The sequence below is a fragment of the Staphylococcus sp. Ze2 genome (genome assembly GCF_048568365.1).
Classification (GTDB): Bacteria; Bacillota; Bacilli; order Staphylococcales; family Staphylococcaceae; genus Staphylococcus; species Staphylococcus xylosus.
The window spans coordinates 487,133-510,010 of sequence record NZ_CP183486.1; the positions used below are offsets into that span (position 1 = coordinate 487,133).

General features: G+C 34.0%; 15 protein-coding genes. 8 read left to right on the forward strand and 7 right to left on the reverse strand.

Annotated features, from left to right (window positions below; translation table 11 throughout):
• Positions 1 to 18: 18 nt before the first annotated feature.
• Positions 19 to 10,269 (forward strand): GA-like domain-containing protein, encoded by a 10,251-nt coding sequence (locus ACM591_RS02040; protein ID WP_418354412.1) that lies wholly within the window; start codon positions 19 to 21, stop codon positions 10,267 to 10,269.
• A gap of 101 nt (positions 10,270 to 10,370) precedes the next feature.
• Here the strand turns inward: ACM591_RS02040 and ACM591_RS02045 are convergent, their stop codons facing one another.
• The 4 genes from ACM591_RS02045 to ACM591_RS02060 all read right to left on the reverse strand — a co-directional run bounded on the left by ACM591_RS02045 (position 10,371) and on the right by ACM591_RS02060 (position 13,790).
• Positions 10,371 to 10,937, reverse strand: a complete 567-nt coding sequence (locus ACM591_RS02045) for an NADPH-dependent FMN reductase (RefSeq protein WP_029379234.1) — start codon at positions 10,935 to 10,937, stop codon at positions 10,371 to 10,373.
• A gap of 10 nt (positions 10,938 to 10,947) precedes the next feature.
• Complete coding sequence (locus ACM591_RS02050; RefSeq protein WP_216715835.1) at positions 10,948 to 12,009, reverse strand: LLM class flavin-dependent oxidoreductase; 1,062 nt, start codon at positions 12,007 to 12,009, stop codon at positions 10,948 to 10,950.
• Positions 12,010 to 12,022: 13 nt separating this feature from the next.
• Positions 12,023 to 12,949, reverse strand: coding sequence for a VOC family protein (locus ACM591_RS02055; RefSeq protein ID WP_326007972.1), 927 nt, complete (start codon positions 12,947 to 12,949; stop codon positions 12,023 to 12,025).
• 223 nt (positions 12,950 to 13,172) lie between these two features.
• Positions 13,173 to 13,790 carry a GntR family transcriptional regulator gene (locus ACM591_RS02060; RefSeq protein WP_029379237.1) on the reverse strand — a complete coding sequence of 206 codons (618 nt, stop codon included), beginning with the start codon at positions 13,788 to 13,790 and terminating at the stop codon, positions 13,173 to 13,175.
• A gap of 115 nt (positions 13,791 to 13,905) precedes the next feature.
• Here ACM591_RS02060 and ACM591_RS02065 point away from each other — a divergent pair, with 115 nt between their 5' ends.
• From ACM591_RS02065 to ACM591_RS02075, 3 genes are read left to right on the forward strand one after another with little or no spacing between them, the layout of a single operon-like run.
• Positions 13,906 to 14,781 carry an NAD(P)-binding domain-containing protein gene (locus tag ACM591_RS02065; protein ID WP_326026703.1) on the forward strand — a complete coding sequence of 292 codons (876 nt, stop codon included), beginning with the start codon at positions 13,906 to 13,908 and terminating at the stop codon, positions 14,779 to 14,781.
• A gap of 8 nt (positions 14,782 to 14,789) precedes the next feature.
• Positions 14,790 to 16,166 (forward strand): four-carbon acid sugar kinase family protein, encoded by a 1,377-nt coding sequence (locus tag ACM591_RS02070; protein ID WP_029379239.1) that lies wholly within the window; start codon positions 14,790 to 14,792, stop codon positions 16,164 to 16,166.
• Between the two features lie 16 nt (positions 16,167 to 16,182).
• Positions 16,183 to 17,544, forward strand: a complete 1,362-nt coding sequence (locus tag ACM591_RS02075) for a gluconate:H+ symporter (RefSeq protein WP_326026702.1) — start codon at positions 16,183 to 16,185, stop codon at positions 17,542 to 17,544.
• A gap of 147 nt (positions 17,545 to 17,691) precedes the next feature.
• Here the strand turns inward: ACM591_RS02075 and ACM591_RS02080 are convergent, their stop codons facing one another.
• Positions 17,692 to 18,267 (reverse strand): LysE family transporter, encoded by a 576-nt coding sequence (locus ACM591_RS02080; protein WP_326009118.1) that lies wholly within the window; start codon positions 18,265 to 18,267, stop codon positions 17,692 to 17,694.
• 131 nt (positions 18,268 to 18,398) lie between these two features.
• On the opposite strand from ACM591_RS02080, the gene ACM591_RS02085 reads away from it, so the two are divergent.
• Positions 18,399 to 18,947 (forward strand): helix-turn-helix domain-containing protein, encoded by a 549-nt coding sequence (locus ACM591_RS02085; RefSeq protein ID WP_051283187.1) that lies wholly within the window; start codon positions 18,399 to 18,401, stop codon positions 18,945 to 18,947.
• A gap of 91 nt (positions 18,948 to 19,038) precedes the next feature.
• Positions 19,039 to 19,152 (forward strand): DUF418 domain-containing protein, encoded by a 114-nt coding sequence (locus ACM591_RS02090; protein WP_326009179.1) that lies wholly within the window; start codon positions 19,039 to 19,041, stop codon positions 19,150 to 19,152.
• Positions 19,153 to 19,430: 278 nt separating this feature from the next.
• Here ACM591_RS02090 and ACM591_RS02095 read toward each other — a convergent pair whose 3' ends face one another.
• Both ACM591_RS02095 and ACM591_RS02100 read right to left on the reverse strand, forming a co-directional pair.
• Entirely contained in the window at positions 19,431 to 19,853 is a 423-nt protein-coding gene (locus ACM591_RS02095; protein ID WP_326009119.1) for a DUF2871 domain-containing protein, read from the reverse strand.
• A gap of 384 nt (positions 19,854 to 20,237) precedes the next feature.
• Positions 20,238 to 21,098: an oxidoreductase gene (locus ACM591_RS02100; protein ID WP_029379244.1), complete on the reverse strand. Its 861-nt coding sequence runs from the start codon at positions 21,096 to 21,098 to the stop codon at positions 20,238 to 20,240.
• Between the two features lie 82 nt (positions 21,099 to 21,180).
• Here ACM591_RS02100 and panB point away from each other — a divergent pair, with 82 nt between their 5' ends.
• Entirely contained in the window at positions 21,181 to 21,993 is an 813-nt protein-coding gene (gene panB / locus ACM591_RS02105) for a 3-methyl-2-oxobutanoate hydroxymethyltransferase (RefSeq protein ID WP_029379245.1), read from the forward strand.
• Complete coding sequence (gene panC, locus ACM591_RS02110) at positions 21,990 to 22,838, forward strand: pantoate--beta-alanine ligase (RefSeq protein WP_326026701.1); 849 nt, start codon at positions 21,990 to 21,992, stop codon at positions 22,836 to 22,838. The genes panB and panC overlap by 4 nt, the downstream gene beginning before the upstream one ends.
• The last annotated feature ends 40 nt before the right edge of the window (positions 22,839 to 22,878 follow it).

The following is a 22,878-nucleotide window of genomic DNA, read 5'->3' on the forward strand; positions in this document are numbered from 1 at the left end:
AAGGAGAAGTAGACAGCTATGAGAGTACTCGCAGAATATATTGCTAGAAGAAATAACAAGTATTCTATTCGGAAATTTACTATTGGAACAGCATCAGTGTTATTAGGATCAATTCTTTTTATCAATCAAGACAGTGAAGCGGAAGCACATATGATAGAGAGTAAAGAAAAGGTTGAAATACAAAATAACGCCGAGGATCAAGTTATTTCAGAAGTAAAACAATCTGGTTCAGGGGAAGTTGCTAACAAGAATTCTGGAGAAGGACAAAATGACGGAGACGTATCAAATATTGCGAATCAAAAATTAACGGAAAGTGAAGAGATAAACAAAGAAGCACAAAAGCGCGAACACATTTCTGTTAATAATGAAAGAGAAGCAAAAGAAAGCCAAAAGCAAAGTGCAATTTCAGATAAAGTAGATGAAGAATCAAACTATAATATTGAAAAAGAGCAAATAAAGAAGCAAGAAAATAATATAAGTAAAGAAAACAAAGCAACCATATCATCGCAGGAAAAACCTTCTGACAAAAGCACCGACAATACTAATTCAAAGACTGAAGAAAATGATCAATATACAGTAGAGCAAAAAAATGAAAATACTGATCAAATGAAAAATAATAGTGTTATAGTAAACAACGATATTGATAATAATGAACTAAATAACATCTCTGCAAATGTACAAAAAATAGAAAGTAACAGTGATATCAATCAAGCCAATAGCTTAAATTTAGCAAATTTAAATAATGAAATAAAAAAATTAAACCAAAATAAGCCTAAATCAAGAGTGGCAAGGAGTTTAAATATTTCTCGTTACAATGGCCGCTTTATAGATAGACATTTTGGGTGGAGATTAAGTTATGATACTGTACAATCAGGCGATTACATTACAACAGCTTTAAGAGAAGTAGAAAGAAATAGAAATGAATTAACTGAAGAAGAAAGAAAGCTATTTTTAAGAAATATTATAAGACAAACATCATTAAAAAATAATAAGAGTGCTTACAATGATATTTTCAATGGAGATTATGGAGTAGCTGGAAATAGGAAGATTAACGCTTTTCAAGCAGACAGAATAAATCAATTATTATATAAAATGAAAGATTTAACTTTTAATAGAAATAATGATGATTATCGTGCTGTATATACGTTCACAAATCAATCTGATGTAACTAAAAATCATTTTGGTATCGTAGAAGATGAAATTTTTTATAATAATGGAGAAGTACTTATTGCAACAATGGTTTTATCAAAAGAAAAAGGCAGAGGCACTTATCGATTTGAAAACTATGCAATAAGACCCAATCCAAGTCTTAATAAAAAAATAAAGCAAGTTTTCGCAGTATATAATGGTAGACAAAGGGTTCTGTTACAGCAAGACCATTTAGGATATTATTCCTACACTAGACCAGATAGTGGAACTAATGGCAATCCAAATACTGGAGGCGGCTCTGGAGGTAGTGTCGAATTTGTTATATCATTTGATGCTAGTTATTATATAGATATTAACAAGGATAAACTGTTTGGATATATTTTAAGTGACACATTAGATCCAAATGTTCTAAGAGGAGTCAATATTACAAATCAATCTGTTGATATTGATGACGTAGCAAGAAGAATTAATACAGCTCTAATTAAAGCTAAGAAGAAAAAAGCGGAACAGGCAATCGAAGCAGCAGAACAAGCAAAACAACAAGTTGAACAAAAAATTCAAGAAGTTATGGCAGATGGAGCTGTGAGCCCCTCCGAGAAGCAGAAAGTTGATGAAGCAATTAATGCTTTAGAAGAAGCAAAACAAATAGCTATCAATAAAATAAGCGATGTATTAGATGGTGCTTCGGGTAAAAATGATCTCCAAAGAAGAATAGATGGAATTACTACGTCGACTTCTCCAGAAGTGAATGATGTAGATAGTAACGGTGTTGTAGACACTGTTCAATTAGATGAAGCTGCTAGAGCCGTACAAGCAGCAGAAGAAGCTCAACGCGTTGTTTCTCAAAGGTTATCAGAAGTGAATTCAGATGGTTTAATTACACCATCTGAAAAAGATGAAATAGATAGATTAAATCAATTATTGAAAACAGCTAAGGATGTTGCAATAGAGAAGTTAAATGATGTACCAGATAGTGTAAATGGCAAAGGAACACTTAAAACAAAATTGAATAAAATTTCAACAGTAACATCACCAGAAGTAAATGATCGAGATAGTAATGGAGTATTGGACACAGCTCAACTTTCAGAGGCAGAGAGAGTAATTGAACTAGCAGAACAAGCAAAAAGAACTGCAGAAAATAAATTAACTGAAATCACAAGAGATGGGTTAATAAATCCAAGAGAAAAAGCAGAACTCGATGTACTGATTGAAGTTTTAAACAAAGCAAAAACAAACGCAACGGAGAAATTAATCAATGTACCCGACGGTATAGCAGGGAAAGTAGATTTACAAACACGCTTAGATGGCATCGGTACAGTAACATCGCCAGAAGTAAATGACAAAGATAGTAATGGAATCTTAGATACCGTTCAATTAACAGAAGCGCAAAAAGCAATCGAGGCAGCGGAAGAAGCGAAGAGAGCTGTAGATAATAAGCTGACTGAAATTACGAGTGATGGATTAATCAATCCAAGTGAGAAAGACGAATTAGACAAGTTAATCGAAGTGTTAGATAAAGCTAAAACGAATGCATCAGAAAAATTAAACAATGTGCCAGAAGGTACAGCAGGGAAAACAGATTTACAAACACGTTTAGACGCAATTAGTGCAGTAACATCGCCAGAAGTGAATGATAAAGACAGCAATGGAGTAAAAGATACAATTCAACTCTCAGAGGCAGAACAAGCTATTGAGCTAGCAGGACAAGCAAAGAGAACCGTAGATAATAAGTTAACTGAAATCACAAGAGATGGGCTAATAAATCCAAGCGAAAAAGCAGAGCTTGATGTATTAATCGAAGTGTTAAATGATGCCAAAACGAATGCATCAGAGAAATTAAACAGTGTACCAGAAGGTACAACAGGAAAAGTAGACTTACAAACACGTTTAGATAGCATAAATTCAGTAACGTCACCGGAAGTAAATGACAAAGACGGTAATGGAGTATTAGATACAGTTCAATTAACAGAAGCTCAAGAAGCAATTGAGGCAGTGGAAGAAGCGAAGAGAGCTGTAGATAATAAATTAACTGAGATTACAAGCGATGGATTAGTGAATCCGAGTGAGAAAGCAGAATTAGACAAGTTAATTGAAGTATTAGATAAGGCTAAAACAAATGCCACAGAGAAATTAAGTAATGTACCAGAAGGTACAACAGGAAAAATAGATTTACAAACACGTTTAGATAGCATAAATTCAGTAACGTCACCAGAAGTGAATGACCGAGATAGTAATGGCGTATTAGATACAGTTCAATTAACAGAAGCGCAAGAAGCAATCGAGGCAGCGGAAGAAGCGAAGAGAGCTGTAGACAATAAATTGACTGAAATCACAAGAGATGGATTGATTAATCCAAGCGAAAAAGACGAATTAGATAAGTTAATCGAAGCGCTAGATAAAGCCAAAACAAATGCCACAGAGAAATTAAGTAATGTACCAGAAGGTACAGCTGGGAAATCAGATTTACAAACACGTCTAGATGGAATCGGTACAGCGTCATCACCAGAAGTGAATGACAAAGATAGTAATGGAATCTTAGATACCGTTCAATTAACAGAAGCGCAAAAAGCAATCGAGGCAGCGGAAGAAGCGAAGAGAGCTGTAGATAATAAGCTGACTGAAATTACGAGTGATGGATTAATCAATCCAAGTGAGAAAGACGAATTAGACAAGTTAATCGAAGTGTTAGATAAAGCTAAAACGAATGCATCAGAAAAATTAAACAATGTACCAGAAGGTACAACAGGAAAAGTAGATCTACAAACTCGCTTAGATGGAATCAGTACTGTGACATCACCAGAAGTGAATGACAAAGATAGTAATGGAGTGTTAGATACCGTTCAATTAACTGAGGCGGAACAAGCAATTGAGTCAGCGGAAGAAGCGAAGCAAGCTGTAGATAGTAAGTTAACTGAAATCACAAGTGATGGACTAATTAATCCAAGTGAGAAAGCAGAATTAGACAAGTTAATCGAAGCACTAGATAAGGCTAAGACCAATGCATCAGAGAAATTAAACAATGTACCAGAAGGTACAACAGGAAAAGTAGACTTACAAACACGCTTGGATGGAATCAGTGCAGTAACATCCCCAGAAGTAAATGACAAAGATAGTAATGGAGTATTAGATACAGTTCAACTCACAGAAGCACAACAAGCAATTGAGGCAGTCGAAGAAGCGAAGAGAGCTGTAGATAATAAGTTGACTGAAATTACGAGTGATGGATTAGTAAATCCAAGTGAAAAAGGCGAATTAGATGTACTAATTGAGGCATTAGACAAAACTAAGACCAATGCATCAGAGAAATTAAACAATGTACCAGAAGGCACAACAGGCAAGACAGATTTACAAACACGCTTAGATGGAATCAGTACTGTGACATCACCAGAAGTGAATGACCGAGATAGTAATGGCGTATTAGATACCGTTCAATTAACAGAAGCGCAAGAAGCAATCGAAGCAGCCGAAGAAGCTAAGCAAGCTGTAGATAGTAAGTTAACAGAGATTACAAGAGATGGATTAGTGAACCCAAGTGAGAAAGCAGAGCTCGATGTACTGATTGAGGCGTTAGACAAAACTAAGACAAATGCCACAGAGAAATTAAACAATGTACCAGATGGTACAACAGGAAAAGTAGACTTACAAACACGCTTAGATAGTATAAATTCAGTAACATCCCCAGAAGTAAACGACAAAGATAGTAATGGCGTATTAGATACCGTTCAATTAACAGAAACGCAAGAAGCAATCGAGTCAGCGGAAGAAGCGAAGAGAGTTGTAGATAGTAAGTTGACTGAAATCACAAGGGATGGACTAATCAATCCAAGCGAAAAAGCAGAATTAGACAAGTTAATTGAAGCATTAGACAAAGCCAAAACGAATGCATCAGAGAAATTAAACAATGTACCAGAAGGTACAACAGGAAAAGTAGATTTACAAACACGCTTAGATGGCATCGGTACAGCGTCATCACTAGAAGTGAATGATAAAGACGGTAATGGAATCTTAGATACAGTTCAATTAACAGAAGCAGAAAAAGCAGTTGAGACGGCGGAAGAAGCAAAGAGAGCTGTAGATAGTAAGTTAACTGAAATCACAAGAGATGGATTGATTAATCCAAGCGAAAAAGACGAATTAGATAAGTTAATCGAAGCGCTAGATAAAGCCAAAACAAATGCCACAGAGAAATTAAGTAATGTACCAGAAGGTACAGCTGGGAAATCAGATTTACAAACACGTCTAGATGGAATCGGTACAGCGTCATCACCAGAAGTGAATGATAAAGACGGTAATGGAATCTTAGATACCGTTCAATTAACAGAAGCAGAAAAAGCAGTTGAGACGGCGGAAGAAGCAAAGAGAGCTGCAGATAGTAAGTTAACTGAAATCACAAGAGATGGATTGATTAATCCAAGCGAAAAAGACGAATTAGATAAGTTAATCGAAGCGCTAGATAAAGCCAAAACAAATGCCACAGAGAAATTAAACAATGTACCATACGGTACAACAGGCAAGACAGATTTACAAACGCGCTTAGATGGAATTGGTATAGTCACATCGCCAGAAGTAAATGACCGAGATAGTAATGGCGAATTAGATACCGTTCAATTAACTGAGGCGGGACAAGCAATTGAGTCAGCGGAAGAAGCGAAGAGAGTTGCAGACAATAAATTGACTGAAATCACAAGAGATGGATTGATTAATCCAAGCGAAAAAGACGAATTAGATAAGTTAATCGAAGCGCTAGATAAAGCCAAAACGAATGCATCAGAGAAATTAAACAATGTACCAGATGGTACAACAGGAAAAGTAGACTTACAAACACGTTTAGATAGCATAAATTCAGTCACATCGCCAGAAGTAAATGACCGAGATAGTAATGGCGTATTAGATACCGTTCAATTAACAGAAGCGCAAGAAGCAATCGAGTCACTAGAAGAAGCGAAGAGAGCTGTCGATACTAAGTTAACTGAGATCACAAATGATGGATTAATTAATCCGAGTGAGAAAACAGAATTAGACAAGTTAATTGAAGTATTAGACAAAGCCAAAACAAATGCCACAGAGAAACTAAGTAATGTACCAGAAGGTACAGCTGGGAAATCAGATTTACAAACACGCTTGGATGGAATCAGTGCAGTAACATCACCGGAAGTAAATGACAAAGACGGTAATGGAGTATTAGATACAGTTCAATTAAAAGACGCTGAACAGGCAATTGAGGCAGTCGAAGAAGCAAAGAGAGCTGTCGATAATAAATTAACTGAGATTACAAGCGATGGATTAGTGAATCCAAGCGAAAAAGCAGAATTAGACAAGTTAATTGAAGCATTAGACAAGGCTAAGACCAATGCATCAGAGAAATTAAACAATGTACCAGAAGGCACAACAGGCAAGACAGATTTACAAACACGCTTAGATGGAATCAGTACTGTGACATCACCAGAAGTGAATGACCGAGATAGTAATGGCGTATTAGATACCGTTCAATTAACAGAAGCGCAAGAAGCAATCGAAGCAGCCGAAGAAGCTAAGCAAGCTGTAGATAGTAAGTTAACAGAGATTACAAGAGATGGATTAGTGAACCCAAGTGAGAAAGCAGAGCTCGATGTACTGATTGAGGCATTAGACAAAACTAAGACAAACGCAACGGAGAAATTAAGTAATGTACCAGAAGGTACAACAGGAAAAGTAGATCTACAAACACGTTTAGACGGAATCAGTGCAGTAACATCACCAGAAGTGAATGATAAAGACAGTAATGGAATCTTGGATACAGTTCAATTAACAGAAGCGCAAGAAGCAATCGAGGCAGCCGAAGAGGCTAAGCAAGCTGTAGATAGTAAGTTAACTGAAATCACAAGTGATGGACTAATTAATCCAAGTGAGAAAGCAGAATTAGACAAGTTAATCGAAGCACTAGATAAGGCTAAGACCAATGCATCAGAGAAACTAAGTAATGTACCAGAAGGTACAGCTGGGAAATCAGATTTACAAACACGCTTGGATGGAATCAGTGCAGTAACATCACCGGAAGTAAATGACAAAGACGGTAATGGAGTATTAGATACAGTTCAATTAAAAGACGCTGAACAGGCAATTGAGACGGCGGAAGAAGCGAAGAGAGCTCTAGATAATAAGGTGACTGAAATTACGAGTGATGGATTAATTAATCCGAGTGAGAAAGTTGAACTAGACAAGTTAATTGAAGCATTAGATAAAGCCAAAACGAATGCATCAGAGAAATTAAACAGTGTACCAGAAGGTACAACAGGAAAAGTAGACTTACAAACACGTTTAGATGGTATCGGTACAGTAACATCGCCAGAAGTAAATGACAAAGATAGTAATGGAATCTTAGATACCGTTCAATTAACAGAAGCGCAAAAAGCAATCGAGGCAGCGGAAGAAGCGAAGAGAGCTGTCGATAATAAATTAACTGAGATTACAAGCGATGGATTAGTGAATCCAAGCGAAAAAGCAGAATTAGACAAGTTAATTGAAGCATTAGGCAAGGCTAAGACAAATGCATCAGAGAAATTAAACAGTGTACCAGAAGGTACAACAGGAAAAGTAGACTTACAAACACGTTTAGATAGCATAAATTCAGTAACATCACCGGAAGTAAATGACAAAGACGGTAATGGAGTATTAGATACAGTTCAATTAAAAGACGCTGAACAGGCAATTGAGGCAGTCGAAGAAGCAAAGAGAGCTGTCGATAATAAATTAACTGAGATTACAAGCGATGGATTAGTGAATCCGAGTGAGAAAGCAGGATTAGACAAGTTAATTGAAGCGTTAGATAAAGCTAAAACAAATGCCACAGAGAAATTAAGTAATGTACCAGAAGGTACAGCAGGAAAAGTAGATCTACAAACTCGCTTAGATGGAATTGGTATAGTAACATCACCGGAAGTAAATGACAAAGACGGTAATGGAATCTTGGATAAAGTTCAACTCACAGAAGCGCAAGAAGCAATTGAGGCAGCCGAAGAAGCTAAGCAAGCTGCAGATAGTAAGTTAACTGAAATCACAAGGGATGGACTAATCAATCCAAGCGAAAAAGTGGAATTAGATCGACTAATTGGAATTTTAGACCAAGCAAAAGCAAATGCCACAGAGAAATTGAATAATGTACCTGACGGTACAATAGGAAAAGTAGATTTACAAACACGCTTAGATGGCATCGGTACAGTAACGTCCCCAGAAGTGAATGATAAAGACAGTAATGGAATCTTAGATACAGTTCAATTAACAGATGCAGACCAAGCAATCGAGGCAGTGGAAGAAGCGAAGAGAGCTGTAGATAATAAATTAACTGAGATTACAAGCGATGGATTAGTGAATCCGAGTGAGAAAGCAGGATTAGACAAGTTAATTGAAGCGTTAGATAAAGCCAAAACAAATGCCACAGAGAAATTAAACAATGTACCAGATGGTACAACAGGAAAAGTAGATTTACAAACACGCTTAGATGGCATAGATTCAGTAACATCCCCAGAAGTGAATGATAAAGACAGTAATGGAATCTTAGATACCGTTCAATTAACAGAAACGCAAGAAGCAATCGAGTCAGCGGAAGAAGCGAAGAGAGTTGTAGATAGTAAGTTGACTGAAATCACAAGGGATGGACTAATCAATCCAAGCGAAAAAGCAGAATTAGACAAGTTAATTGAAGCATTAGACAAAGCCAAAACGAATGCATCAGAGAAATTAAACAATGTACCAGAAGGTACAACAGGAAAAGTAGATTTACAAACACGTTTAGATGGCATCGGTACAGTAACATCGCCAGAAGTAAATGACAAAGATAGTAATGGAATTTTAGATACCGTTCAATTAACAGAAGCGCAAAAAGCAATTGAGTCAGCGGAAGAAGCGAAGCAAGCTGTAGATAGTAAGTTAACAGAAATCACAAGCGATGGATTAATTAATCCAAGTGAGAAAGCAGAGCTCGATGTATTGATTGAGACATTAGACAAGGCTAAGACAAATGCCACAGAGAAATTAAACAATGTACCAGAAGGCACAACAGGAAAAGTAGATTTACAAACACGCTTAGATGGCATCGGTACAGTAACGTCCCCAGAAGTAAATGACAAAGATAGTAATGGAATCTTAGATACAGTTCAATTAACTGAGGCGGAACAAGCAATTGAGACGGCGGAAGAAGCGAAGAGAGCTGTAGACAATAAGCTGACTGAAATTACGAGTGATGGATTAATAAATCCAAGCGAAAAAGACGAATTAGATAAGTTAATCGAAGCGTTAGATAAAGCCAAAACAAATGCCACAGAGAAATTAAGTAATGTACCAGAAGGTACAGCAGGCAAGACAGATTTACAAACACGCTTAGACGGAATCAGTACAGTAAAATCACCCGCTGTAACAGACCAAGACAGTAATGGCGTGTTAGACATAGAACAACTTGCTAAAGCAAAGAAAGCTATCCAAGTAGCTGAAGAAGCAAAAGCAAAAGTTGAAGAAAAATTAATAGAAATTAAAAAAGACGGATTAATTACTCTAAAAGAGAGAGAGGAATTAGACAAATTAATCCAAACACTGCAAAGTGCTAAGACATCAGCGATAAGCAAAATAAATGACATACCTAATAGCTCTTTAGACAAAAATTCACTTCAAAATAGATTAGAACAAATTACCTTAGTGAGACCACCAAAAGTAAATGATAAAGACGGAAATGGTATATTAGATATAGAATCACCAAATACAAAAGGTCAAAAGCATACTAATATAAATGATTATTTGGACCATTCTATTAGAAAATCAAACTCACAGAAATCTATAGATAAAAATGTAGAGATACACTATTCAAACAATAGAGATAATACGCTATTAGATGGAAGACTTAATACAGAATTGTATAAACACAATTCAGAGCTACAACCATTAAACGTATCTTCAAGCTACTTACAAACAAAGCAAAATGAGACTAATGGAAACTCAGAACAAAATATGAATTCAATAACTCATTTACCTAATACAGGTGAAAACAATAAAGATAGTTGGATTTTTGGAACTTTACTAGGATCTATAGGTTCAATGATGCTCTTAAGAAATAGACAAGGAAAAAAGAAAGGAACAGAAAAAAATAACTAAAATTTAATAACATCTATCTATTTAATACAAAAAAGAGCTGAGACATAAAGATATGTCTCAGCTCTTTGAATTTATAGGTAACTAAAATATTAGATTATGAACTAAAAATCGTATTGGTCATTTTCTTCTTCTAAAAGCTGATTATATAATTTAGAAACACGCAAGGTTGATGTTGCTAAATCATTAATTCTAAATATAATGTCATCATTGACGATAGTGCCATTAGAAAAGTCACGTTCTTCTATAAATACATAAGTTTGCATAACGTGGGCTTTCATATAACTTAATATTGGTTTTAATTGTGTTTCAGCAATTAAGTAATGTTTTGGAGAACCCGCAGTAGCTATAACACCTACAACTTTATCTCGAAACGCGTTAACAGGAAGTAAATCAAATACGTTTTTAAGTGTTCCAGGTATGGATGCTTGAAAGATTGGAAAACCTATAAAAATAATATCAGCTTGCATTAAAGCAGTAGTTAATTCTAATGTGTCTCCGGAATAATCCAAGTAATTTCGTCCATCGCTAAAAGATAACTCTAAATGCTTTAAATCAAATAATTGGATATTAAGTGTATCGTCCTGATTTGTTATGGCTTCATTTAGATATTTCATAGCAGTACTCGTTTTAGAGCCAACTGTAGAACCAGATAGTAGTACAACATTCATAGTATACCTCCTATTTGTTCAAATGCTTTTTAACACCTGGAATGATTTCATTACCAATGAGTTCTATATTTTTCATTATTTTATTAAAAGGTACACCACCGAAATCAATTTGAGCCATAAATCTCTGATGATTATAAAGCTCATGTTGGTAAAGTATTTTTTCAATGATTTGTTGTGGACTTCCAACCATTAAGGCATCTCTATAATCCGGTGCATTAGCAAATTGTTGTTTTGGATAGCCAGTACCTCTTATAAAAGACATACCAACATTAAGGTGAGGGTAATATTCTTTCAACGCTAATTGTGTCGTTTCAGCAGTATAGAATAAACTAGCAGTAGAAACTGGTAACGATTGGGCTGAAGTATCGAAACCATGTTCTTTGGCAGTTAATCGATATTCATCTATTGAATCTTTAAATGTCATTGCTGGCCCACCTAATGTAGTAATCATCATTGGGATACCTTGGCGTCCCGCTTTAATCGCACTTGCTGCAGGACCGCCAACGGCACGCCAAATTGGTAGTTCATCGTCTATTGGTCTTGGAAATATTTTCATATTATTTAAATCAGGTCTGAATTTACCAGACCAAGTAATTTTATCGGTTTTATTCAACTCTAACAGTAAATTTAATTTTTCTTCGTAAAGCTCATCATAATTATTTAAATCTAAACCAAATAAATCGAAGATGCCTGTGCGAGAAGCTCTACCTGCTACTATTTCTGCTCGCCCATGTGATATTAAGTCTAATGTTGCAAAATCTTCAAATATTCTAACTGGGTCTGCTGCGCTGATAATTGAGGAAGAACTAGATATTTTAATTTTATTAGTTGCTTGTGCGATTGCTCCTAATACAACTGTATGTGCTTGTGTGGTAAAGTGCTCTTGGTGACTTTCGCCAACACCGAAAACATCTATACCTGCTTGTTCTGCTAATTGACTTGCCTCGATTAATTCTTGAATGCGTTGTTCATAACTTATTTTTTCACCATTATGAGGATTGAGTAGGTGATCTCCAAGTGAATAAAGCCCAAATTCTAATGGAGTATTTTCATTCATTTTTAAAATAGCCATATATTATCATCCTTTATAAATCGTGTAATTGTGATTCAATTTGAGTGCGTTGATCTTCCATAAAATCTGGTAAATTGAGTTGTTTGCCCAAATCTTCAACAGCTGTGTCCACTGTGAAACCAGGAGATTCTGTTGCAAATTCATACATAATACTGTTGTGTCGGTAATATAATGATTTGAAAAAGTAGCGATCAATAATACCACTATTATTTCCAGGGTTATGATTAACTATTGCTAAAATAGCTTCTAAATTTGACTCTTTAGGTGTATTAACAGCTATGTGGTGCACATAACCCTGACCAGGTCGCGCACGTTGACCTTGTTGTTCGACAATCACAAAGTCTGAGTATAGGCCATTTTCATCCAAGGTCATAACTGTTTCATCTGTATTCTGTTTTGGAGTATAACGCAGTTCATGTTGTAAAAAATCAACGGTTTTTTGAGTGTCGCGTAGTCGTAATTCGACAGGTCCCATACCTAAAATTTGGTGCTCTGTAGGAATATTTGAGTATGGGTTTTTGCGCCATGATTTTGGTAGATTATATTGATTATTAGCAACTAATATAATCTCTAAATCATCTGGATCTTTAAATAACAAGGCTTGTTGGTTTAAATATGTCATATTTGTCGTGTTTACATTGTTAGCTTCTAGTCGAGATTGAAAATAAGTTAAAGATGATTTATCAGGAACTAATAAACCTATACGATGAATGGAATTTGTACCAGGACGATTTTTCCCTAAATTAGGTATCTCAAAAAAGCTCAGCAATGTTCCTGCAGAACCAATTTCATCTCCGAAAAATAAATGGTACATCTTAGGGTTATCTTGATTTACGGATTTTTCTACTAAACGTAATCCTAAAATCTGAGTATAAAAATCTTTATTTATTTGTGCATCTTTTGTGTACATTGAAATGTGGTGATGGCCAATGATATTCATATAGCGCCCCCTCATAGATTTTATAGTTACTATTGTATTAATAATTGCCTGTTTACAGTTAATATAAACGGGTGGTATAAAAAATATACTTGTTAGCGATAATATATACCTTGTTAGACAGAAAAGCAACACCTAGGATTTGTACACTAATATTCCTTAATTATAAATTAAGTTTATTTCATAAAAAGACACGAAATTATTAAAATTTCGTGTCTTTTTTAAATTATTTATTGTTTTTAAATTCTAAATAATAAAGGCTGAACTCTAAGTCGTTTTTTAAATGGTTTTCGAGTAACGTGACAGCTAAAGTGATATCTCTGTCATAAAGCGCTGAAACGATGGCTTTATGTTCTTCTATTAGACCAGGACGGCGTTTGTTAATTACAGTTTGGCTAAATAAATAAATGAAGCTTTTGTATTTTTGGTATGTATCTAAAATAAACTGGTTATTAGTAGCAGCGATAATTTTTTGATGGAATTTGTCATTGATTTCAATGATTTTAGCTTCATCTTCTACTTCAATATCTATTTCAGTGTAACTTTTTAATTCTTCTAAATCTGATGTTGTATAAACAATAGCAGCTTTTTTTAATGCATGTGTCTCTAATAAAATACGCATTTCAAATATTTGTCTATATTCTTCACTAGTTGGTATGAAAATATACGCGTTTTTTATAAAGTATTCTAGTTCTAGTTGCTTTAATGCTTCACGAATTGGAGTGCGACTTACTTCATACTTCTTTGCAAGTTTGGCTTCGGTAATTTTCTCGTCTTTTTTAAAAGCACCAGAAATAATGTCATTTCTTATTCTTTGATAAATTGTTAATTCATTATTATTCAATTAACTCACCTCATTACAATAAGTGTACTATAAAAAAATTAGTAATAAAATGTATACATTTTAATGTTTTTGGTATACAATGATTTTTGTAAACGTTTTCAGGAGGGTGTTAATTATGAAAGTAGGATTTATAGGTTTAGGTATTATGGGCAAACCAATGGTAGAAAATTTATTAAAAGCGAACGTAACTGTTCTTGTTAATGATTTAAATAAAGAAGCAGAAAATGAAGTAGTGATGCAAGGTGCAAATGCTGTTTCAGTACAACAAATGGCTCAACAAGCTGATTATGTTATTACATCGTTGCCAAATGGTGCGATAGTAAAGGCTGTTTTATATAGTGGCGAAGATGCCATAGTTAAGCAAACTGATATTAAAGTAAAAGCTATTATTGATACTAGTTCTTTAACACCAAATGAATCATTGGAAATAAGTAAAGTACTAGAAACAAAACAGATTAAATATATGGATGCTCCCGTTAGTGGAGGAGAACCTTTAGCGATAACAGGTGAATTATCCGTCATGATTGGGTGTGCAGAAACAGATTTACTAGAAATTCAAAAAGTTTTAGAACCTATTGCTGCATCAGTTATAAGAGTCGGAGATGTCGGCGCTGGTAGCGTAGTAAAGTTAGCAAACCAAATTATAGTTAACACTAACATTGCTGCGCTTTCTGAAGCGGTAGTATTAGCGAAAAAATTTGATATAGATTTAGCAAATATGTATAAAGCAATTAAAGGTGGTTTAGCAGGTTCTAGCGTAATGGATGCGAAGTTTCCAAAAATGATTGAGGAAGACTATCAACCAGGGGGCACGCTAAACATAAATTTAAAAGATATGAAAAACGTGAGTTCAACAGCAGATACAGTTGGTCTTACATTGCCTATAGCAAATCAAGTGAAAGAAATATATAAATCAGAAGTTGCACGCGGTAATGGTATGAATGATCATTCAGGAATTATAAAATTCTTTGAAAATATAAATAATATGTAGGTGAAAAGATGTTAACTGAGCGTTTAATAAATACCAAGAAACAAGATGTTATTTCAAAAAAACTTAGTACTTTTAAATATAAAATTATCGTTCTAGATGATGATCCAACTGGAACTCAAACAGTAAAAGACTTACCAGTATATACAGAATGGTCAGAATCTCTAATTGAAGATGGTTTTAAGCAAGATAACCATATGTTTTATATATTAACGAATTCTAGAGCATTAAATGAACAAGAAACAACACAACTGCATCAAGAAATCAGTCGTAATATAGCACGAGTTTCGCAACGATTAGATCATCCATACATTGTAATAAGTAGAGGAGATTCGACATTAAGAGGGCATTTTTATCTAGAACCGAAAGTCTTGAGCGAAGCTTCAGATGAACAATTTGATGGAGTATTTTATATACCAGCGTTCTTTGAAGGGAAACGTTACACATTTGATGGTATTCATTACTTAAAAGAAGGTGACGCATATATTCCTGTGTCTGAAAGTGAATTTGCAAATGATACTACATTTGGATTTAGTAGTAGAACGATGGCAAGTTTTATAGAAGAGAAAAGTAATGGAGAAATTAATGCAAATGACGTAAAACATATTCGTTTATCACAAATACGAGAACGCGATGCTCAATCAATTAATGAAGTGCTTAACAGTATCTCAAATTTTGATGCTGTTGTTGTCGATGCATTAAATGATGAAGACATGGATTATTTTGTTTCATGTTTAACTACATTTTTAGGAAGTAATGATAAAAAATTCATGTTTAGAACAGCCGCGTCTTTTGTTAAAGCTATGTGTGAAACACCTGGAGAGATTATTAACTTGAATCATTATGGTAATCAAACGAATGGTGGACTAATGATTGTAGGATCACATGTTAAAAAAACTTCATCGCAACTACAACATTTATTAACAAATACTGATATTGCATCTATTGAGTTTGATGTAAAAGCAGTCACTACAAATGATTTACAATCGTACATAAACCAACAAATAGAAAAAGTGACATCATTGATTCAATCGGAGAGAGATGTCGTTGTTTATACTTCAAGAGATGTAATTAAAACAGAAGATTTAACGAATAATTTAAGTATTTCTACGAATATTTCTAATGCATTAGTTGGTATTGTACAAGGCTTAAAAGTAAAACCAAGATTCATTATTGCTAAAGGTGGTATTACTTCTAGCGATGTTGCCACTAAAGGACTGAATATTAAAAAGGCAATTGTTATCGGTCAAATAACGCAAGGTGTACCAGTTTGGTTAACAGGGGAAGAAGCAAAATATAGTCAAATGCCTTATGTTATTTTCCCGGGAAATATTGGAGACGAAGATACATTAACAACTGTATATAAGATGAATTCGAAAGAGATATAGAAAGTAGGGGAAGAACATGATGCGAGAAATTTGGCCGTTAGTTGCTGTTGTGATTGGAGTACTTATATTATTAATGTTAATTATGTGGTTTAAACTTAATACATTTATTGCTCTAATTATTACTTCAATGGTAACCGGTATTTTACTGGGAATGCCTTTAGATACAATTGTAACTACTATTGAAAAAGGTATGGGGGATACACTAGGACATATTGCGATTATTTTTGGATTAGGCTCTATATTAGGTAAGTTATTGTCAGATGGCGGTGGTGCTACACGTATTGCCGATACATTAATTAATGTGTTTGGTAAGAAATATGTGACGTGGGCAATGATTATCGCGTCATTTATTATTGGGATATCATTATTCTTGGAAGTGGCATTTGTGTTATTAATTCCTTTAGTATTTACATTAGCTAAAAGGATGCAGATTTCAAACTTAACAGTTGGACTTCCGATGGCAACCTCTATTGCAGTCACACATGGTTTTTTACCGCCACATCCAGGCCCAGTTGCAATTTCAGAAGCGGTAAATGCTAATATTGGTCATGTATTGATGTATGGGGTTATTATCGGTATACCTTTAGCAATTATTGTTGGAGCTATTTTCCCAAAAATTGCACATAAATTAACGCCTGAAGCTTTCAAAAGAAAAGGAAATCAAGCAGCTGTCGGTGAGTTCAAAGTATTTGAAAACAAAGATTTACCAAGTTTTGGTATGAGTTTGCTTACGGCACTTGCACCAGTTATCTTGATGCTATTAGCTACAATTGTACAGTTAATAACTGGTAATGAAGACGGAAAAGCAAATGGTTTCGAAGGATTTATCTACTTTATTGGAACCTCTGTAACTGCGATGTTAATTGCCGTATTATTTGCAATTTATTCTATGGGTATTAGAAGGAAACAGAGTATGAAGCAGATTATGGATACCGTTTCGAATGCCATTACCCCCATTGCAATGCTTATTCTTATCATAGGTGGCGGCGGAACATTTAAACAGATACTAATTGATGGTGGTGTAGGTGACACCATTTCAGAGATATTTAAAGGTACTGAAATGTCACCACTTATCCTTGCATGGTTAGCTGCGGCGTTATTACGGACAGCACTAGGATCAACAACAGTTGCAGCGATTTCATCGGTAGGTATTGTTTTACCTTTATTACAATCGTCTGATGTCAACATTTCATTAGTCGTTTTAGCCATCGGAGCCGGTAGTATTTTCTGCTCACATGTGAATGATGCAGGATTTTGGATGTTCAAAGAATATTTTGGTTTAACTATGAAAGAAACCTTTTTAACTTGGACCTTATTAGAGTCCATCTTATCAGTTGTAGGTTTAGTATTAATTTTAATTGTGAATTTCATCGTATAATAATAAATTGGCGTGAGTATTCCCAATCAAGTTTGGTTGGGGACTCGCTCTTTTTTATTATAAAAGAGTTATTATTTTTATTAGAAAAACGATTATCTATTATTTATAAAAGCTTTGAGATGATATCGGGATCCTTAATTTAAATAGTTATTCTAACAACATCATAAAGGCCAATATGACCAAGCAGAATGACATACAAATTTTATATGCAGTATTATATTTTAGTAATATTTTTTTGAAACAAAGCCCTAAAAATGCCCAAGCAATAGCGCCAGAAACGCCTATTAGTGCGATGGTAACTGTATAGCTCATGGAAGCGAAAAATGTCATGTCTTGTGTAGTGATATAAGTGACAATTGCAGTTAGCACGTAAACGATAGTCTTAGGGTTCATGTATTGAAGATATAATCCATCTCGTAAACGATATGTATGACCAAGGCTATCATTGCTGTGATTATGTTTAAACACTGTATATGCTAGATATAATAAATAAACAAATCCTACAAATTTTATAATCAAAATAAAACTTGTGAAATAAATTGTCATAAACTTACTAAAAATAAGACATAGCAATGAAAGTGTTAAGAAGCCTAAACCAATTCCAATTAGAAATTTCAATGTACCTCTAATACCTAATCGTAAGGCGCCATCCAAAGCTAATAAATTATTTGGTCCAGGTGTATAGCTCATGAAAAATGTATAAATGATAAAAGATATAAACAAATTGCATTCTCCTCGCATTATCCTTTACTATGGAAATATACCGATAATAATTCCTATGTATAGGATATATCCTTTTAAAAGGATTTTATATCCACTTCAAAGGAAAGTCAATATAAAAAGGAGCCGTTATGATGGAATTCCATAAAATTGTGGCAAAAAATATTTATCTATATAGAAAGAAAAACAAAATTAGTCTGGAAAAATTATCAAAACTCACTGGGGTGAGTACGTCTTCGCTAAATGAGATAGAAAAAGGCAATACAATTCCATCTATTAATACTGTTTGGAAGATTAGTAACGGACTGAAATTGTCATTTAGTAGCCTGATGAGTGAAGCAGAATCTGACTATATCCAAGTAAAAAAGGAAGATATTGTACCAGTAACAGAAAATGAAGGGAAATATAGAGTTTATCCTTACTTTCCATTTGAAAAAAGTAAGTCATTTGAGTTCTTCTATGTTGAATTAGACCCCGGTGCCACTTTAAATTCTGAACCACATTTGGCTGGTTCTGAAGAATCAATTATCATAATTGAAGGTCAATTAGAAATGCATTTAGAAAATGAAGTACTTACTTTAAAAGAAAGAGATGCATTGAGATTTAAATCTGATATTGCTCATAGTTATATTAACAATGGGAACGAAATTACACTCATTTCTATGGTTATAGATTATAAGTAAAAAGAGTAGTGGTGCAACGCAATGCCTTTAGCGATAACCGATTTTATTGTCGTATTTAGAATAAGGTAAAGAGTTTTAAAGGCATTTTTATATTACAAAATCGTCATTTCACTTTATATGGCTTAAATATTATAAATGGGGACCTTTAGAATATATATGGAAATTAGCAACTTATATGAAATGGATGATTAACATAACAAAATAAAAGTTAGGATATGGAGCTAGAATGTATATTATACCGTTTAATTATTTCAGTAGTAATAGGCAAGTATTTATCTAGGTTAATGACTTATAATTTTTTTGAAAAATAGCCATATTGATTTATTGTCACTTTGGGAGCATTAATAATAACTTAAAGAGTGTTCCTTAACATGATATTGATATTTATTCGGCTCACTATTGTATCATAATAAATAAAATCGCTTTAAAGTACTATTTCATTATAGGTACTTTAAAGCGATTTTATTATAGCATTGTAAATTATTATTTAATTTTATTTGAGTTCGCATTTATCCTTTTATTTAAAAGTACAAAGAATAAAATAAAGGCAATAGAAATCATGATGTGGCCTAAACCTGCAATACCTGCAATTGCTGGGCTAACGCTAAAGCCTTTGATAGTTGCAATACCATTAACATATTGCATAGCTACTGTTACTAAAATACCTAAGTGGAATAAATAGAAAAAGCTATTAAATAACTTACTATTTTTAGTTAATTTCAATTGGTATTCAATAACCACAAATATTAAGAACATTATCGTACCTAAAACGAGTAAATGCGTGTGTGTGACGTTTAATTGAGAGTAGCCACTAAAATTTTCGCCTTTAGACATTTCACGGTAAAAAAGACCACTTAACATACCTAGTAAAGTATAGAATGCTGAACTAAACATTAATTTTTTCATTTTTTTCGACCTCCGATTTGTTAATAACTGTAATATAAACTTCTTATATGAACTCTATATGAACAAAAATAAAAAATGCTAATTTTATAGAGTGTATGCAGTTATTAAAAAGATAGGAGAAACAGAAGGGGAATTGTGTCTTAGATATATTTTTTAGTATTCGCAATTATTTTCAGAAATTCTGTAAATCTGTGGGAGTTGTAATGAATGATGGTTATGAAGTATCGTGCCTTTATTTATAATTTTAGGGATAATGTGATTGTTGGAATGTGCAGTTGATCATTACTTCCATAACGCCATTTATTAGATAATGATGAAGCCTAAGTAATTACTTTATATTAATTGACTACTTAGGCTTATTGTAATTGGAAATAGTGTTTTAATTTAATTCTTTTGTTGCGCTAGTAAAAGGGGATAAATTGTATCAAGCGTGGGGGTTTGTAAATCATGTAATCGTGCTTTGTTATATAAAAAACCTTGAATTCCTTCAATCTCTAAAGGTTTATTATCTAAAATATCGTAGTACATACTTGTACCCATTGCGTTAGGATAACCTTCATAAATCCTCATAATCTCAGTTACGATTTCTTCCCCAAATATTACATTTTCAAATTTAGCGATTTCTATACCTTCGTGTAATAAATTTTTACACAGATTTTTAATACCAGGAATGGTTAATACAGAGGCGGTAGAACGACTCAAGGCAGTCACGCTGTTGATAGCTAAGTTTACAAGCAGTTTATACCAAATTGCTTTCTCTATATCATCAGTTAGGTGAATATCTAGTGGTGTATTTTCTAGTTCTTTACGTAATGCTTCTGTTTGAGGTGTATTCTTTAAGATTAATTTATGGTCACGAAAGTGGGTTACTTTATCATTTTCTTTTTGACCACTAATATACACTACAGCTTGATAAACAAATGGATGTTTAAACTTTGATAATTGACCATGACCATTTTGAGCTAAAATAATAGTAGTATCTTTATGTAACAAGTGGTCTAATTCAGTTAAGACTTTTGATAGTTGGTGTATCTTTACAGCGATAATTATAACGTCAAATTTTTCATTACAGTCACTTAAAGCAGTTACAGTTAATTGATGTGCCTCAGTTGAATTTCCATCAACAAAGAAATTAAGCGTTTGATTGCGACGCCCTAATAATTTCAAGTTTGGTTGATTATGTTGAAGGTCAAATGCAATTGTACTTCCTACTGCGCCAGGACCAATAATAGCGAAATTGCTCATGTTATTTTATTTCCTTTTCTAAAAAGTTTAGTTAATATATGTATAACAATATAAATATATCAAATTGTGGAGTTGATTTTAATTGAAAACATTGAGTCAGTTACAAGCATATAAAGACAATAAAGAAAAAATTTCAATGGTAACAGCTTATGATTACCCAAGTGCTAAACAAGCTGAAGCAGCACAGATAGATATGATATTAGTTGGAGACTCACTAGGCATGACAGTTTTGGGTTACGACAATACAGTACAAGTAACTGTCGAGGATATGATACATCATGCAAAGGCAGTGCGTAGAGGTGCGCCTGATACTTATGTAGTTGTCGATGTGCCATTTGGTGGAGTAGGCATTTCTGAACAATATGATTTAGAAATAGCAGTTAAATTGTACCAGCAGACTAGTGCCAATGCGATTAAAGCGGAGGGTGCACATCTAACAAAATATATTGAAAATTGTAGCCGTATGGGAATTCCGATCGTTTCACATTTAGGTCTTACACCACAAAGTGTAGGTATCACAGGATATAAAATGCAAGCAAGTAACAAAGATGCGGCACAACAACTTCTTAACGATTCCCATGCTGTACAACAGGCAGGCGCAGTCATGTTAGTGCTAGAAGCGGTACCTGCTGATCTAGCAGCAGAAATCTCAAAACAACTAGACATTCCTGTAATAGGGATTGGAGCTGGTAAAGATACAGATGGACAGGTATTGGTTTATCATGATTTATTAAATTATGGTGTCGAGCATCAAGCGAAATTTGTAAAACAATATGGTGATTTTTCAGTTGGCATTGATGCATTGACTGAATACAATAGAGAAGTGAAATCTAGCCAGTTTCCTGATGGGAATCATACTTATAAAAAACGCGTGATGGATGAGGATACAAAATGACTAAAATAATCACGAGTATTAAAGAAATGGGACAGATTACAAATGAACTAAAACGTCAAGGTAATAATATTGGTTTTGTACCTACTATGGGTGCATTACATGATGGACATTTAAAGATGATGGCTCAATCAGTTGCAGAAAATGATGTAACTGTGATTAGCATTTTTGTTAATCCTTTGCAATTTGGACCAAATGAAGATTTAGCATCATATCCAAGAAACATTGACGGTGATGATATTAAAGCACAATCAGTAAACGTTGATTATATATTTCATCCAAACGAGAAGGAAATGTATCCACAAAAACCGACCATTGAAGTGAAAGCAGGCCGTCTTGCTACAGTGTTAGAAGGCGCTGAGAGACCAGGACATTTCGATGGTGTTGTTACTGTTGTTAATAAATTATTTAATATTGTACGCCCCAATAAAGCATATTTTGGTAAGAAAGATGCACAACAGTTAGCTATCGTTGAAAAAATGGTAGAAGATTTCAATCATCCAATTAAAATTATAGGTGTAGATATCGTAAGAGAAGAAGATGGATTAGCTAAAAGCTCCCGTAATATTTATTTAACAGAACATGAACGCACAGAAGCGGCATATTTGTATCAAGGTCTTTGTTTAGCGCAATCAATGTATGAACAGGGTGAGAGGGAAAGTAAAAAGTTAATTGAAAAAACACGTGACTATATTGAAAAGCATACCACTGGTAACATTGAAACAGTGGCTATTTATAGTTATCCGCAACTCATTGAACAAGAACAAATAAAAGGGAAAATATTCATTTCATTAGCAGTTAAATTCAGTAAAGCACGCTTGATAGATAACATAATTATAGGTGACTAGCTAACCTAGTATAAACAAGACGCTTAAGGCAATTTAGCAG

Coding starts and splice junctions, on each gene's coding strand:
- ACM591_RS02040 (WP_418354412.1), top strand. CDS start 19: ATGAGAGTACTCGCAGAATATATTGCTAGAAGAAATAACAAGTATTCT.
- ACM591_RS02045 (WP_029379234.1), bottom strand. CDS start 10,937: ATGAATGTTGTACTACTATCTGGTTCTACAGTTGGCTCTAAAACGAGT.
- ACM591_RS02050 (WP_216715835.1), bottom strand. CDS start 12,009: ATGGCTATTTTAAAAATGAATGAAAATACTCCATTAGAATTTGGGCTT.
- ACM591_RS02055 (WP_326007972.1), bottom strand. CDS start 12,949: ATGAATATCATTGGCCATCACCACATTTCAATGTACACAAAAGATGCA.
- ACM591_RS02065 (WP_326026703.1), top strand. CDS start 13,906: ATGAAAGTAGGATTTATAGGTTTAGGTATTATGGGCAAACCAATGGTA.
- ACM591_RS02070 (WP_029379239.1), top strand. CDS start 14,790: ATGTTAACTGAGCGTTTAATAAATACCAAGAAACAAGATGTTATTTCA.
- ACM591_RS02075 (WP_326026702.1), top strand. CDS start 16,183: ATGATGCGAGAAATTTGGCCGTTAGTTGCTGTTGTGATTGGAGTACTT.
- ACM591_RS02085 (WP_051283187.1), top strand. CDS start 18,399: ATGGAATTCCATAAAATTGTGGCAAAAAATATTTATCTATATAGAAAG.
- ACM591_RS02095 (WP_326009119.1), bottom strand. CDS start 19,853: ATGAAAAAATTAATGTTTAGTTCAGCATTCTATACTTTACTAGGTATG.
- ACM591_RS02100 (WP_029379244.1), bottom strand. CDS start 21,098: ATGAGCAATTTCGCTATTATTGGTCCTGGCGCAGTAGGAAGTACAATT.
- panC (WP_326026701.1), top strand. CDS start 21,990: ATGACTAAAATAATCACGAGTATTAAAGAAATGGGACAGATTACAAAT.